This window comes from Vibrio sp. 10N.222.54.A3, from assembly GCF_041474095.1.
GTDB lineage: Bacteria > Pseudomonadota > Gammaproteobacteria > Enterobacterales > Vibrionaceae > Vibrio > Vibrio crassostreae_C.
The window spans coordinates 25,235-42,856 of the sequence record NZ_JBFRTN010000090.1 but is presented as its reverse complement, the minus strand read 5'-3'; the positions used below and the strand labels follow the sequence as shown (position 1 = coordinate 42,856).

The following is a 17,622-nucleotide window of genomic DNA, read 5'->3' as shown; positions in this document are numbered from 1 at the left end:
CTATTGGGGGTCAGTTCAATTTGGGTTGCTGGCTTTTTGTTTTCTGTTTCTATTTTTGAGCTGTGAGTTTCTAGCTTTTAATTGCAGCTCTAGCGTTCGCCTTGAACTTCGAAGTCGTCGCTGACTAAGCGAGCGCAACCATCCGCTTCTAGTGCCCAGTGCTCACGATGTACAACACCAAACGCTTTGTTCATTGTCCAGCTAGCGGTAAGAATGTAACCGCCTTCTGGGTGCTCTTCCCATTTTACATCGGTGTAATCAACGTCTTTGAAACCTTGGTCGATGATGTTTTGCCAAAATGCTTGAATCGCTTCATGACCTTCAAAAGTACCAAATGGACGCGCTTCCATTACACAGCTTTTAGTATATTGATCGGCACAACCTTTCGCATCTTGGTTGTTGAAAGCCTTTTGCCACGCGTTAATGCCTTGCTTACATGCTTCTAAAATTTGGTTGTCTAACATTGTCTTTCTCCATAACAGTCTTGTTTCGAGCACTGTCTTTTTTATTTGGTATTTCGATAAGTTGAATTGAGTTTAGTCTTGGAAATTGATTTGAAAAACAGAGATAATAGAAAATACTGTTTGTAAAAAGAGAACAATAAGATGAGTAAGCTAAAGCAGATGTCGATTTTCGCTCATATCGTAGATCAGGGTTCAGTCTCGGCTGCGGCTGAAAAGTTAGAGTTGTCTAAATCTGTCGTCAGTCAACATCTCAAAATTCTAGAACAAGAGTTAGGCGCCTCTCTCCTTAAACGCACAACACGAAGACAAACTTTGACAAGCATGGGTGAGCGTTTTTATTTGAGTTGCAAAGACATCAACGTGATCGCTGAATCGGCTTGGGATATGGCGAAAGCTGAGCTAGAAGAGCCCCAAGGTCGGATTCGTATCACGGCACCGAATGCGTTGATGGACTTGTTGGTTGCGCCTGTTATTGCGGAACTGATGAAGCAATATCCGAAATTAAAGCCAGAACTGATAAGCGACGATCAGCATCTAGACTTCATGGAACACGATATTGATCTCGCAGTACGAGTGGGCAGTTCACGTGATAGCAACCTAAAGCAAAAGCGCTTAGGTGAGTTTAAAGACGTGTTGTGTGGTGTTGAAAGCATGCTCTCTCGTGAGCTTGAATCTATTCCTTACATCGCAAACTCTTGGCAGGGAAAACAGGTGACTCATCACTTTAGTTCGCAAAATGAACAAGACTTTATTTACCAACAGCCAGCCAGCTGCATTACGAACTCCTTTCACAGTTGTCTCGCTTTGATTAAATCTGGCGTCGGTATCGGCGCTATTCCAGACTTTTACCTTCATCAGCTATCCGGTGAGGTGGTCGACATGATGCCTAGCTTTCAATTGCCGACCAACACGGTTTATGCGCTAAATCCATTCGCTTCAAATACGCCTATCGCCATCAAGCTGTGTATCCATGCGTTGGAAGAAAAGCTTAAGCAGAATTTAGTATAAGCTTTCTATCGTTGGTAAAATCCGGTGCTTAACCATATTTACTAATAAAAGAAATAACATGTTTATTACTCAGTAATTCGATTTTGTCGATAGTCAGTACGCAATAGCGGTAGTTTTTGTTTTTGAAGGTGATGTTCGACTTTTGTTCTGTTGGTTCTGAAAACTTCCATATTTCAAATCCGATGTTCTTCATAAGTTCCAATGCACTTGGGTTCTTTATGATCATGGAATACTTTTTAATCTTAGTATTTCTTGCAAGAAGCTTCATATCGGAAATCAGGTTCGCAATAGATTGTTCACGCTTCTCAGAGTGACCGCTAACCACAATGTAATTTAAGTTATGATTAGAATCTAAAGAGCAGGCTTGCTTAATATGTAGATGCTTATTTTGGTATTGCTCGAATACCTCTTCGTTGAAGAAAAAACCTAGGCTATGACTAACAATATCGCCATTAACATTGACCATTTTTCTGCCATGCGCCTTTTTTTCACTGCAATAGAGAAACAGGTCGATAGCATCAAGGGCTGAAGGGTCTACCTTTGTATATTGTGAAATCAGCTTTATTCTATCTATTATTGCTTTGTCATTCTGATCTGTCATCAATGGCATGATCTGACAGTCGCAGCCTTCTTCTATTTCCCCTTTAGTGATAGACGATATTCGGCTTTGAAACGAAAAGAACCTCTCACGAAGGAAGTCTTCAAGTAGTGCACTGTCTTCGTTATCTTCTGAATCAAAGGATTTCAACGTTGTATACAAGTCCAGACCAAGGCAGTCCAATAGCTTTAGGGCTTTGTAATTACTTGGCTTTACTTTGCTATTTTCCCATCGATTTATCGTTACGACATCTACAGAGCTGAATTCATCATCTAAGTGATTAATGTATGCCGCAAAATCCTTTTGCGTTAACTTCAATTTCTTGCGCGCTTCGCGCAGTAATTGCGGAAATTTCATCATGGTAGAATATTCATCTTTGATTAGTGACATTACGTTCCGATTAGTCAGATAGTCTATTTTATCAATCGTTAATATACAGTAGCTATAATATTTATTTTTGAATGTAATATTACATTTTTTAGCAGAAGGTTCTGAAAATTTAAATACTTCAAATCCCACACTCTTCAAGAGTCTCATCATATTGGGGTCTTTTACTAAAACAGAATATTTTTTAATGTTTTTGTTCTGAGAAAGTAACTGTATATCTGAAACTATATGCTCAATAACATGATGTTTTGTCTCTGAGTGTGAGCTTATATTAAAATAATTTATGCTTTTGCTTGAATTTAAAGAGCAGGCCATTCTTAGATCTAGCTCTTGAGTTTTTAATGTCTCAAATTGATGGTCTTCAAAGAAAAAGCCTATGTTGTGACTCACAATGTCGCCATCTGTATTGATGAGCTTGTGACCATGTGCTTTTTTCTCACAGTAATAGAGATATAAATCAATTTGGTCCAGTGGCGATATATCGACTTTTGTGAATTTAGAAAGTAGTTTGATTCTGTCGATAACGCCAGTGTCACATGGCTCTGACATTAAAGGCAGTGACTTAAAGTTGCGTTCGCCTTGCTGTTGATTCAGGCCTGATAGAGCTGAAATTCTACTTTGAAATGAGCCATAGGATTCGTTTAAAAACAGTTCGATTAGTGTGTCTTTTTGTTCGGACTTAAAGCTCTTTATTGTCTCAAACAAATCTCCGCCAAGGTACTGTAAGATCTTGAGTGCTTTGTATGTACTAGGTTTTACCTTACTGTTTTCCCAACGATTTATCGTTACGACGTCAACCGCATTAAACTCATCGTCCAGCTGATTTAAGTAGGTTGCAAACTCTGTTTGTGTAAATTGAAGTTCCTTTCTGAAGTTACGTAACAACTGTGAAAACTCACTCATTAAAACATTAACCTTCTGATAATTAACTCAATGTCTTGATTCTAATTTAGACATCAGACTCTCTATTTAACATCTTCAGTAATTTGTTTTTTACGGATGTTAATTGTTCGGATTATTTGAACTGTATGTTGCGCATGTCCCTAACAGGCTGAGTGCCAAATTGGTGACGTCAAATCTATGGCTTTTTGCCTAGACACTTGTCAATCTACTGTGAAGTGCGCGTTAATGTTCAGATACAATCTTGCCTTTTTCTTATCCATTTTGTTGTTTCCATTTACCTCCTATGCGGACACAACGGGTCTTGTTATGGATCTGTCTGTTGACAGTGCATCTTACGACTATGACCAAGAGGTGGCTTATACGCTTGTTTTAACGAATGAGTCGGATAAAGTTATCGCTGAGTTGGACGTTAAAGATGAGCTGTTAAATATCTTAACGACAGATGATCAAGGAAATAATGTCAGCGCGTTCTCGCAAGTCTCGACTCAAGCGCAATCCTCCTTCCTTTCATCTCCAGGTGATTACAGTCGCTTCGGAAACTTAGATGCATCAGGTGTGCGTATTGCGGCTGGTGGGTCGGTGACCTACACCATGGTCGCCACCGTTTCTGGTGACGCAGCCGGTACGATTGATAACGTCGCAAGTGCGAGCACTGGACTGTTGGATGCTGTTGAATCAAATACGGAATCCATTCAGCGTGGTGTGTACCAACATGATGTTGTTGTTTCGGTCGATAAGACGAACTATCAACTCAATAACAAACTCACCTATAAGATTAAGGTTTCGAATACTGGCGATACCTTTATTCAGACGCTCGACGTTCAAGATGTCCTTTCAGACATAAAGGCACTCAATATTGAAGGGGCTTTGCAACAAGCCTTTACTGACAACGTTAACTCAGTCAGCAAGGTTGAAGGTAGCAAGAGCGAACCAGGCACCTTCGCCGAATCAGGAGACTTATCAGTAAGTGGTGCGTCGATTGATATTGGCGGGTCTGTGACTTACGAAATTCAAGCAACTGTTGCCGACAATTTAGTCGGCGACATTGTTAATGACGACATAACTGCTGAAACACGCGATGACTTGGTTACAGTTGATGAGGTTATCACTCCACCCACTGAGCCTAGTATCACCCTGACACATACCTTGAACCAATCGGATAACTACCTAGTCGATGATGAGTTTTCCTATACGGTCACGGTTGCCAACCAAGCAAGTGCTGGTATCGCGTACCATTATTCTGTTCAGCAGTTTCTTGCGGATCTTGAAACCGATCTAGGCAACGATGTCAGCAACGAAAAGAATGCAACTGACACGGTGGGTAACCCCTACGATTTTTGGACCAATGAAGTGACCTCGATTGGTTCTCATAGCCTTTCTGAACTCAATGTATCTGGAAAGGAGTCCAACAAGTCACTAGAAGACAAAGTGTCTATCTATCCTGGTGAGCAGATTGTTTATTCCGTTGTAGTGGACGTTAGCCCTGTGTCTATTGGTCAAATTCCCCAAGTTGCAGCCCGAGTGGTTGATGCTGATGGCCTCGCAGATTCTGGCGATGCTTTGGCTAATATTCTTGATTCGAAAGGCGTTCTGACGACGTCATCAAGTCAAATTACACGTAATAAGAACACCACAGATACTACTTATGTTCCGGGGATAGCCGGTGATAACGAAGTGGTCTATGACATTGTTATTTCTAACAAGGACACAGAGTTTTTTGCCAACGATATTGAAGTTGTCGATAAATTTGCTTGTATCGTGACAGAGCAAGCGGATGGCTCTAACGCTTCAGCATTTTCCGAGTGGAAGCTTGAAGTCGCCGATAGAAGTGGTGACGGATCGAACTATGGCTCATTTAATTACAATACTTGGACAACAAACGACATCAATTTGAAAGTCGACCTCGCACCTGAGGGCTTCGTTCATTATAAGCTGACCGCAAAAGTGGCAGACACCAGTGTGGGGCAGATTGTTGATGATGGTACCGATGCCGGCTTGTGCTTAGGGGATAACTTAGGCGAGTCGGGTTCTGGCGTCCAAATGCCAAACTCGAAATTAAAGGTCCAAAAGGAAGTGGATTCTCGTTACTACTCAGCTGGCGGTACCCTGAACTACGACATCACGGTAGAGAATAACGGTGACGGCTATGCGATTGATATACCGGTTTATGATGATTTAGTCTCTGTCATGACTCAGTCTATTAATGATACACCGACTAAAGCGTATTTGAGCTGGATTATTACTGCGAAATCTTATGCCTCTGACGGCTCAATTTCGACAAACAGTGATCCCGGCTTTACTGGTCAAATTGAAGGTAATCAAAGCAATAAACTTATCTTGGACGAGAAGGCTAAGTTGGCCCCACACGATAAGATCGTTTATAGCATTGCGGCGATCGTAAACCCCATTGCCGATGATGAAATCCGTAATGAAGTGACGGTTGACAGCGTACTTTATTCCGATAGAGGCTCATACCCACGAGATTACTATTTAGTATTGGATAAGCGTGTTGATGGTCATAACGAACAAAACGCGTATACCGACACCACCAATACTGTCACTTATACGATCAGCATTACCAACCCAGCAGGGAACGGTTTCGCTTCTAACATCAATGTCAAAGATGAAATCAGCACCATAGAAGCTGAGTTACTTCACGAGTCGGGTGAAACCAAGCCCGTGTTCTCTTCGTGGACGATCAGTGCAGAAAGAGAAGCCGACTCTCCGTGGGTGAAAGCCGTGACTGACCCTGGGTCGTTCTCGGATAACAATGATCTGGATGCCACCGCTCAGATCCCGCCAGGTGCGACGATTACTTATACCATTGTTGGGACACTAGATCGCAGTGTCGACAGTGAGATTCTTTGGGGAGCATTCACCAATACCGCAACAGTGACGGGACCAGATACTAATCTATCGGATACGGTACGTACCTATCCTAGCGAGCCGAATCTTGTAGTCGCTAAGACCGCTCAAAATACCGACTTTGTTGTAGGTGAGCGCGCTACGTTCGATATTTATATCTATAACCGCGGTGTTGGCTATGCAAATGACGCAACGGTACAAGATAGTATTTCAGCGCTTAACTTCTTTAATAGCTGGACAATTGTAGGTTCGACCAACACCGATAAACCGGGTTCTCGTTACGGTGACATTGCTAACGACACTGACATCGATACCGACGTTGATATCACTCCCGGAGGGTGGGTTCACTATGAGGTGAGCGGCATTGTTAAGTCTGACTATGAAGAAGAACAAGTATCCAACCGTGTTGATGTTTACGACCCTATCACGGACCGTGACCACAGCTCTTCTGCACAAATAGATAACTCACACAGTACCTATGACATCAATGTTTCATTAGCCAAAACGACCGATGTTGTCCGCTACACGCCGGGTGAAGATCTCACCTACACCATCGTTATTGGCAATAACAGTGACACTGATGAGACCGATCTTATCTTCATGGATCGCCTGAGTGAGATCACTACTACGCTAGCGAATGATAAAGATGGTGAAGTAGAAGATGTTCTTAATCAAAACCCGTTTGACTATTGGTCTGTTGATACTGGCTCTGGTTTCGGCCCTCAAACGACTGAAGATGTGGAGTTCCCAGTTTCAATTCCGGCCAAAGACTTTGTCACGGTGCGTATTAAGGCGCATGTCAAAGACAATGCGGTATCTAACGGTGTAGCGGACAGAGACGGCGGCATAATCCGCAACGAAGCCGTGCTGATTCATGATGATAATGCCGGTTGTACTGACGATTGTGAGTATGCCAAACGTGCCGTGGCTGAAAACCATCAGGTACATAATAACGGCGGCGTTGTTCGCACTACTAACATTAACCGCTACTCTCCGGGAGATGAGTTGACTTATACCATTAGGTACAACTCTCAAGATGGACATGGTTATCGAAACAACGTAGACGTTAACGAACTGATTAATGACATATCAGTGGAGCTACAAGATGGCAATTCAGGTAATCCATTTTTCGATGATTCGGTAGGTTCAAACAAGTTTACGGTGGCGGTTGCTAAGAGCGATCCTGCGAACGCGGGTACAACAGATGGTACCAAAGACGGTGATGTTGCGAACGACACTGACATCGTAACCTCGATTGATATCGATGCTGGCGAAGACGTGACTTACACAGTAACAGGTACCGTAAGACCGGATGCGGTCGGTAATATTCATTATCGAGATACCGTCGTGATTCCCGATGACTACCATTTAGATTTTGATAAAACGACTGATGAAGCGGTGTACGAGCCCGCTCAAACCGTGACCTATCACTTAGTGATTGAGAATGACGGCAAAGGTAACGCTCACGATATTCCAATCGTCGATAACCTCGAAGATATTACGGTCAGCTTAGTGGATGGTAATACAGGACCAGCGTATTCAGATTGGACCATCACATCGAGCGCAACTGGAACTGATTCTGAGTATGTGGATGCGGGCGCAGGTGCTGGCAATGTTTACACATCAACCAACAGTAACCTAAATGTTGAAGCCGATATTCCGATGGGCGCTAAGCTTGAGTACCAAGTTGTCGCGACCATCAATGACAAAGCCAATGGCGATGTTGTTAACGTTCTAACCGTCGATGGCGACACGATATCTCATGATATTCGTCAAGAAGCTCGAAAAGTTGATTTTGAAAAGAACATTCTGGCGTATTACGACACGGATGGTAATGAGTTGGTTGGTGCTACCAATTACATGCCTGGCGGCTACATCGAGTATGAAATCCTAATCGAGAACATCGCATCGGCGCACGTTGATGACATCAGTTTACGTGATGATATCGACCAGATAACGACTCAATACTACGATGGAACTCGCGGTTCGGCGTTTGATAGTTGGACGATTGAAACTTTCGCTGATGGATCGGGGATTTCAGATCCTGATGTAGATAACTCGATTAAAGACAATCAACCGATTGATACGCACTTTGATATATCGGCAGACAACTTTGGCGGTGTAGTATTGTCATCGTTTGTGCGTTACGTCATCAAGGCCAAAATCAGTCCGAAAGCAGTAGGTTCTTTCACTAACCGAGCGTACATCGATGAAGATGACGGAAATGAACTAATTGCCGTATCTCCACCTGCAAAGATGGCTGAGCCTGAAATTTCGTTCTCTAAGAAAGCATTTTATGACGCAGGCCTCTCCTCGGCAAAGACTGAGTATTCTCAAGTCGCTGGTGAAAGTGAGGTTTACTACCGAGTTCAAATTAAGAACACGGGTAATGGTATTGAGTATGGTTCTCGCCTTGAAGATACTATTTCTGCAATTCAGACTCGCATTGCAGAAGATGCCTCGACGTCTGGCACTGACCCTGTCGGCCAGCCATTTTTATCTGGTTGGGAAGTGCAGCTAGAAAAAACGGCAGCGTTAGGTTCGATTACAGACGCGGTTGACTTCGTTTCTGGTAATAACGTCAATATTGATAACGACATTGTTATCGCGCCTCAAGAAAGCCTAACGTTCACCATCCATGCTGAGATTCGTGAGGATGCGTTGGGCGATATTCAAAACAAAGCGAATTATGACGGTAAGGTTCGTACTGCGACTCTAATGCCACTAGGAAATAATATCAGTGTTGAAAAACGCGTGGTGTCGATTAACGGCAACCCGTTCAATGATGGGGATACCTATCTGCCGGGTGACGAAGTTGAGTATGAATTTGTGGTCACTAACACTGAAAACGGTTGGGCGAATGATATTCAGATCAAAGACACAATCACAGACATTCAAGTCGAAGTGATTGGCGGTAAAACGGAATCCGCTTTTGTTTCTGGCGATATCACCCATGAAGTCAGCAATGGTATTGATGCCAACGCTGATACTTATGTACCAAGCTACAACACCAGCGGCAACCTTGATATTGATACCGATATTGCCGCGGGAGAAGCGCTGACCTTTAACTTAACCGGTGTCGTTCGTGACGACGCTTTGGGCACGATTGATGCGAACCAAGTGACCGCAGGAAGTGACTCTGCAACATCGCAAGTGATACCACCTAAAGATGCTGAGCTCGATTACTTCAAAACCTTGGTGTATACCGATGGTGAATCGGCAGGGTGTTCTGTTCCTTCAAACGATGGCAGCGGTTGTACTTACGCACCACGTGGTGATGTTGAGTACCAAGTTACGTTAGATAACACAGGCGATAGCATCGCAAATGACGTGAGCGTTATTGATGCGATTCACACCATTAAAACCGAAGATGGCGATGATGCGTTCTCTAGCTGGACAACGGCTATTGCGGTTGAACCTGTTGGCACTTATGACGTGCAAGGTAACTACAACGGTAGCGTCCCATTGAATGCAACTGTCGATCTTCGTCCTGGTGAGCGTATTGTGTTTGACGTGAAAGGCATCGTGTCGACTTCAGCGACAGGCACTATTACCAACACGGCGCAAGTGAACGGTGATAACACCAACGACATCGTACTTGATCCGGGTCGCTCGAATATCCTAATTGATAAATGGACGGATACGCCTGAGTACGTGCCGGGTGGAACAGTGAATTACTACATCGACATCACCAACGACGATGTGGATTCTGGCCTGTTTTCGATTCGTGACATCATCAGCGGCTTTGAAGTCGAAACCGTCGATGGCTCAATGAAAACGGCATTGACAGAATGGACGGTTGATTACGATGTGCTTTATAACTCGGCGCCGTCAGATCTCAACGCTAATGACTTCTCGGAGCTTGATAAGCTAGTTGGTCAAAACAGTCCAGACATCGATTTACCTGCCGAATCGATCAAGATGGCAGGACGTGACGATGCAGGTACGGGTGGCGGCGATAAGTACACCGTTGTCCGTATTCATGTTCAAGGCAAGGTACGAGATGACGCGATTGGGCGCTTTACCAATACGGCTTATCTACGACATGGTTTGGACGATTCGAAGATCGCTCGCTTACGAGAAGGCTTTATCACTCCGAAGTCGGGTCAATTGGTTCTAACCAAAGAAACGACGCCAATTGCAGAACCTGATGCCAAATACCAACCGGGTCAACCAATCTCATACAAGATCACTGTGGCTAACACGGGTGAAGGTTACCTTGTCGATCAAGTTCTAACCGATCGTATCGACACCATCATGACAGAGGTGGCTAACAGCCCAGATCAAGAACAAGCGTTGACAGGTAATTGGGTCATTAGTGACGAACAGCTTGATGGCAGTGGCGATCCAGCACTGAACGCTCGCAAAGATGTGGTTAATAACGCACAGGGTTATAGTGCGACTTACAGCATTCACCCGGGTGACAGTTATTCATTTGTCGTGACCAACACTGTTAATGATAAAGCCAAAGGCGAGATCACTAACGTCGTTAAAGTTGATAGCGACGACGGTGAGCACTCTGCCGACGCGACCTACATTCCAGAAGATGCGCAAGTTGAGATCACTAAAGACGTCGATAAAGCAGAGTACCTTCCGGGAGAGGCACTTCAGTACACCGTGACCGTTAAGAATAACGGCTTAGGTTGGGCTGAATATGTTGCTATTGAAGATGCTCTGAAGTCGGTTGAAACCACGATTGCAGGTGGTGCGACTGAGCAAGCTTTTGACCCTGCTTCAATCCAAATATCTGCGGTATCGACAACGGGTGAAACCCCAGCACCGGATGCAACCCGTGGTGAAGACCTTAATGAGACGCTCGATATTGCGCCTCAAGACAGCATTGTTTTCACGATTCAAGTGACGACTAATCCGTTGGCGACAGGCGATATTACTAACATCGCATCAGCGACCTTTGACGGCACAACATTTGATGACAGTGCTACCAGTACACCAGTGTTGGCGACGGTTTCGGTAAAGAAGACAGTTGATACGCCATCGTATGAAGTAACCAAGCTGATTAACTACGACATCACCGTAACCAACAGCTCTGATGCGTTTGCATCTGGTGTTCAACTTCAAGACATCATCAGTGACATTCAAGTCGACACGACGGCTGATAAACAAGAGTCGGCATTCCTGCTCTGGGAAGTGAGCTTTGAAGCTTCCGACGATCGCTCTGTTGTCACTCCCAAGACGTTCGACTTGAGTGAAGACATCGATGTGAGTATGGATGTTGCGCCACAGAGCACTGTGACTTTCCATGTTAAGGCGTTAATTCGCACGACAGCGATTGGTGATATCAGCAATACGGCCACCATTACTTACAACGGTGCCCCACAAGACTCTGTAGTGATTATCACACCGAAAGAGGCGGAGTTTGTTGCGACGAAAACCAACGTGCAAACCGAATATGAGCCGGGTGGTGAGCTTGAGTTCCTGATCACCATTGAAAACACCTCGAACAACTACATCAGTGACTTAAGTGTTGTTGATGATATGGATTCGATTGAGGTCGCCTACTACAACGGCTCGACGGGGCCTGCTTTTGTGGCTGGTTCCACCTCTTTAGTGGTCGATTCAACCACAATAGGCACCACTACCGAGCAAGTTAGTCCGACGGAGTACAACGTAGATATCGCGCCGCACGGCACAGTTGTGTTCCGCTCAAAAGGCACAGTAGTCGATACCGCGACCGGACACATCATTAATACTGCGCAAGTAGACGGTGGCAATGTTATCAGTCCTCCAGTTCAAACAGTCGCGGCTGTGGTTCAAGCTGAGCTGTTTACCGATGCCCCGTATTACGTGCCGGGAGAGCAGGTTGAGTATCACTTAGTGGTGCAAAACATAGGCCGAGGTATAGCCAAAGATGTGGCGCTTTACACCCAGTTCTCTGAATCCATGGGTGATCATATTGATGGTGATTTTAGTAATGCGTTTGATGAATGGACACTAACGGCAATATCAGAAGGGGCTGAAACTCAACCTGGCACCTTTGATGACGACAAAGACCTGTTCACCTTGGTCGACATCGCGCCGGGCGGCAAGATTGATTACACGTTCACATTGACGGTCAATGAAGACATGCTGACTAACATCGATGTGCTTGGTTACTACCTCGACTTAACTGGCAGCCCAGCGATGCGCGCTCGTTCTAAGGGCATGTTGGCGTCTGAAACCTCGATGCAGGCAGTGGCAGACCAAGTATCGGCTTTGGATTTACCGCCAGTGGGTGCTGATCTGGTTGTTGAAAAACGTTCAGATAAACCTGAATACACCGAAGATGACGACAGTGTCACTTATTACTTAGCCGTGACTAACAATGGTCAAGGTAACGCGGCCAATGTTCGTCTAACCGATGAGATCAGTGAGCTACAAAACAGCACTGCTAATAAAGTCTTTACCGATTGGACAATTGAAGGTGTGGAAGTCGACGACTCGGGCGTGGTTATTCAGCGTCATTCTTTCCCGTCGAATAAAGACTTAGACACTACCGTTAACCTGAAATCCAACAAACGAAATGCTTACGCGTTTGAGGTCGTGGGTACGCTAGGTAAGGGCTTGGATGACGACATTACCAATACCTTCACGGCGACTGAATCTGACGGTACTGAAACCAGCGACAGCGTAACTACTCACATCAAGAAGATTCCAGATAACTCTGGGGAGTTGGAGCTAACCAAGTCTGCGCTGCAAGATACCGCGCAAGTGGGTGATGCGGTTGAGTATGAGATCATCGTTGAGAACAACAATGAATCTTACTTTAAGAACGTGACTGTGGAAGACCGTTACCCAGGTGGTCTGAAATACATCGTGGATACATCAGAAGTTGTGCTAAGCGGCATTGATGGTGAGTTTGGTACAGAAGACGATCAGGTTATCTCTCAAGAGCCATCAGACACGGGCAAGTTAATGTTCACATCGTTGAACTTTGATCCGGGCGAGAAGCTGCGTATTCGTTACTTATTGCGTGTCTCGGTAGGAGCAACGTTTGGTGATTACATCAACACCGCAGTAGCAAAGGTTGATGGCACGGCTGTTTCTAATGAAGACACCGCCAAAGTAACCGTAGAGCCGGACAAGGTGTTCGATACCTCATCGATCATCGGTAAAGTTTTTGAAGATCACAACAAAGATGGATTCCAAGCCGATGCAACCGCGTTTGATGTTGAGCTAACTGCGAACTTAGCAACGCAAGGCTACATCGCTGATTCGACGCACATCATTCGTGATGGTCAAGACGTTGCTATTCAAGATGGTGCGATAACCACTGCACTTGAGCAAGGCTTGGATCTTGGTGATCTTTGGGGACATTCAGTGAACCGAACGCTGCCAGAAACCAGCAAAGTGGTTATTCAATTTAAAACTCGCACACAGCAGAGCTTTGATTTCTACGTCACGACCGATGCGGGCTCTCGCATCGAGTTCGACGCACAAGGTCAGATTCAGTTTAAGCATGAATCGGACAAGAAAAAGGGACTGAGTGCGGAAAACCTCAATGTAACCAGAAACCTATATCGCGATGGCGAGGATTACCTGTGGGAAATCGTTATCGAGAACAAAGGTATCTACGAAGATGGTATTCCGGGCGTTAAGTTGATGACGGTTGAGGGAATCGTTATTTACACAGACCAGTACGGTCGTTACCACGTGCCCGACCAATGGGTACTCAATAAGAAAGGTAAGAACTTCCTAGTGAAGTTGGACACTGATTCGCTCTCCACCTCCATGGAAGTAGTAAGCGAAAACCCGAAAGTGTTGCGAATTACCCCGAACAAGCTCACCAAGTTCAACTTTAGCGTTCATCGTAAAGACCAACAAAGTGAACAGAAGTAAGCCATTGGAACCGTAACTGGAAATTGTATGAAAGTATTTAGTAAGTCTCGTTTAGCGACGTGTGTGTTAACGGCCATTCCTGTGATGGCGGTAGCGAAAGACACAGGTAAGCTTGAAAAACTCGGTTCTGAGACGACTGGCATTGAAATCACCAAGCCGAACCAAGACCAAGACAGCTCGCGTATTTACTTAGAGCAAGGCGCTATTTGGGCAAGCCGTGACATCACTCGCTTTGACCCAGTATTAGATGTCAGTGTCAGCGATGAATTAGAAGTCGAACAAGGCACACTGCGTGACAGCGTCGGTTTCACCATTACCACCAACTACGGTTACTACATCAAAAAGTACCAATTGGAAGTGTACCGTGTGGGTGACTTTGGTTTGTCTGAACCCATCGCTGTACTTGGTGGCGATAAACTGGCGAACGACTCTGACATCAATTGGGATGGTCAAACTGATGTTGATTATCAGTTTGAGGTCGGTGAGCAGCTGATGTTCCGCCTAAAAGCGTGGGACAAAGATGGCAACATGGATGTGACCACCGTTGGTGTGACTGACTTAGTTAAGCCGGACTCTGAAGTCGATATCGACCGAAACGATAACGACGATGAAGAGAGCAAAGGTAAAAGTTACGGACAGGCAAAGCTGATGCGTCACAACATCCCGACCAATGCGGGTTTAGCGAAGTTCATCGGCACTGGCTTGAAAGGCGTAGATAAAGTCATCATCGGTGAAGATGAATTTGATGTCGAAGATGGCAACTTATATGCAGAGCAGTACTTACCAACAGACTCCTACATTTTCCCTACCAAGGTTGTGTTTGATAACGGTGATGAACGTCGTTACAAGCTGTACGTTCGTATTCCAGATACGTACTACGCACAAACTGGCTTGGCTGATCTTTATGTTGGTAAGAATAATGTGTCTGGTAATAGCGATGCATTAAGTGTCGATGACCAGTACCAAGATGACATCTACAACCAAGGTCGCTTAGCGTACTTTGGTCAGGGTAAATTTGGCGACAAACTTCGTGTAACGACTCACTTTGATACGCGAGAAAGTGAAATCAAAGACATGTTCAAACATCCGTTCGCCTCCGACGATTCGGATGTGTTCGATATCCTCGAAGACGACGATGAGCTTTATTACGGTAACTATGGTGACAGCTCAAACATCGAAAAAGTGGTCAACACCAAAGGCAAGGTTTACCTCAATGTTGAATACGATAAGTCTCAATACTTGTGGGGTAACTACAACACGGGTTTAACAGGCACCGAGAACAACGATTACAACCGTAGCCTCTATGGTTTCAAAGCCGATTATCGCACTCGCGATACTACACAATATGGTGAAGATCGTTTGAACGTGGTTGGTTTTACCGCAGAAGCAGACTCGTTGTATGCACACGATGAGTTCTTGGGCACAGGCGGTTCTCTGTACTTCCTTCGTCATGGTGAAGCGGTACCGGGAAGTGACAAAGTTTACGTCAAAGTAAAAGATGAATCTGGCCTAGTGCAGAATGAAATCCCACTTGAGCCGGGCGTCGACTATGACTTTGACCCGTACCAAGGTCGCATTATTTTGACCAAGCCACTCGATAACATTCTATCCGACAGCTTTGGCAGCGTGATTGAAAACGGCGATGATTACGAAAACTTTCTGGTTGTCGACTATGAGTACGTCCCACAAGGTTCAGATTCATTAGATGCGATGTCTTACGGTGGTCGTGCTAAAGGTTGGATCAACGATTACGTTGGTGTTGGCGTGACGTATGCGACTCAAGAAAAGGACAATCAAGATTACGAGTCTTATGGAACGGACTTAACGCTACGTGCCACTGAGGGGACCTACATTACGGCTGAGTTTGCACATAGTGAAGGTAGGCAAACCGAGTCGAATTTCGTCTCTACTGATGGTGGTTTAACCTTTACGCCCATTGGCGACACGTTGGAAGACCGCGAGGGTGATAGTGTCCAAATCACCGCTGTCACCAGCCTTTATGACCTTGCCCCAACCATCTTTGGTGCCGTTGGTAATGACCTGAAACTTTGGTATCGAGACAAAGACGCGGGATACAGCTACGCGAGCAGCAGCGATGATTTAGAGCAAGAGGCATACGGTGCTGAACTTCGTTTACAAGCAACTGATCGCTTGGCGGTGCTATCTCGTTTCTCGACCAATGAAGAGCGCGATGTCGATGGTAATCTAGAAACAGATACTGAAATGATTGAGATTGAGACTCAAGTTAAAATCACCGAGCACATTAAGGTTTCGGCGGCAGGGCAACAAACTGAAGAGCTTAACCAAAACGACGAGCACAGCGATGCGACCTTAGCAGGTGTGCGTTTGGAATACATGTGGGACAGCGAGAACAGCGTTTACGTCAAAGGGCAAAAGACCGTCGACCAGTCGGATGACTATGATGAAAACGACAGCGCGTCGATTGGTGCTGAATTCCAAGTGTTGGAAGACTTGTCTCTTGGTGGCGAATACACCGATGGCGACCGAGGCCAAGTAGCAGAAGCGACTGTGACTTACGATGTATCCGATGACCACTCAACCTACGTAACTTATGTAGATGATAACTACGAAGGCCAAAACAACGTGATTGTTGGTCAGCGTGCAGATCTCACCAGCAGTGTCGATTTTTACCAAGAGAACCAGTTTGTTGATGAAAATGATGGTCATGGCCGTATCGACTCATACGGCTTTGGCTACGATGTGACGGAAGATGTCGAGATGGGGATTGGTTATCAGCTTGGTGAAATTGAAGATGACCAGAACATTACCACAGAGCGTGAATCTATCAGCTTCAATGCCTCAATTGACCTAGATGACATAACCCTTAGCCACAAATTTGAATACCGAGTGGATAAGAGTGAAGACGACCCTGACATCGCTCAGCGAGAACTTCAACAAATCGTGACGACCAACCGTTATACGCATCACTTAACGGAAGAGTACACATTGTTCGGCAAGTACAACTACTCCATTACCGAAAGCGAGACTACGGGCGAAACTATGGCGCAATTTACTGAAGCCACTGGCGGCCTCGCGTATCGTCCGATCTACAACGATCGACTCAATTTACTGAGCCGCTACACGTATATTGCAGATTTCGATCAACTGGATCGCGATGTGGATTATCAAGACGAAACCAGTCAGATCATTGAAGTTGAGGCGATCTATTCGATTGACCAACACTGGGATATCGGTACTAAGTACGCCCATAAAGACAAACAGCAAGCTTTTGAACGAGCATCTGGTTCGAATGAGCTGGTTAAAAGCGATATCGACCTATACGGATTAAGCGCTTCTTACCGTGTGATGAAAGAGTGGGATGTGACGGGTGAATACCACTGGAAAACAGACACACTCAACGATGAGCTAGAACACGGTGCGTTAGTTTCGGTGAACAAGCACATCGGCGAGAACTTCAAAATGGGGATTGGTTATAACTTCTCTGCGTTTGATAGTGACTTAACCAATGATGACGACTACGACGCATCCGGCGTGTTTATTAACTTAGTCGGTAAGATCTAAGCATGCCCCAAAGTGGGT

At 45.1% G+C, this 17,622-nt stretch carries 5 protein-coding genes; 3 read left to right on the top strand and 2 right to left on the bottom strand.

Annotated elements, in window-relative coordinates; genetic code table 11:
- Nucleotides 1-89 precede the first annotated feature (89 nt).
- Nucleotides 90-464 carry a nuclear transport factor 2 family protein gene (locus AB4507_RS18690; RefSeq protein WP_017071927.1) on the bottom strand — a complete coding sequence of 125 codons (375 nt, stop codon included), beginning with the start codon at nt 462-464 and terminating at the stop codon, nt 90-92.
- Nucleotides 465-605: 141 nt separating this feature from the next.
- On the opposite strand from AB4507_RS18690, the gene AB4507_RS18685 reads away from it, so the two are divergent.
- A complete protein-coding gene (locus AB4507_RS18685; protein WP_108117014.1) occupies nt 606-1,472 on the top strand; it encodes a LysR family transcriptional regulator in 867 nt (288 codons plus the stop codon).
- Nucleotides 1,473-1,500: 28 nt separating this feature from the next.
- Here the strand turns inward: AB4507_RS18685 and AB4507_RS18680 are convergent, their stop codons facing one another.
- A complete protein-coding gene (locus AB4507_RS18680; RefSeq protein WP_372183075.1) occupies nt 1,501-3,360 on the bottom strand; it encodes a helix-turn-helix domain-containing protein in 1,860 nt (619 codons plus the stop codon).
- A gap of 306 nt (nt 3,361-3,666) precedes the next feature.
- On the opposite strand from AB4507_RS18680, the gene AB4507_RS18675 reads away from it, so the two are divergent.
- Entirely contained in the window at nt 3,667-14,061 is a 10,395-nt protein-coding gene (locus AB4507_RS18675; protein WP_372183076.1) for a hypothetical protein, read from the top strand.
- 27 nt (nt 14,062-14,088) lie between these two features.
- The gene (locus tag AB4507_RS18670) at nt 14,089-17,604 is read left to right on the top strand and encodes a hypothetical protein (RefSeq protein WP_372183074.1); all 3,516 of its coding nucleotides are present in this window, start codon (nt 14,089-14,091) and stop codon (nt 17,602-17,604) included.
- Nucleotides 17,605-17,622: the final 18 nt, after the last annotated feature.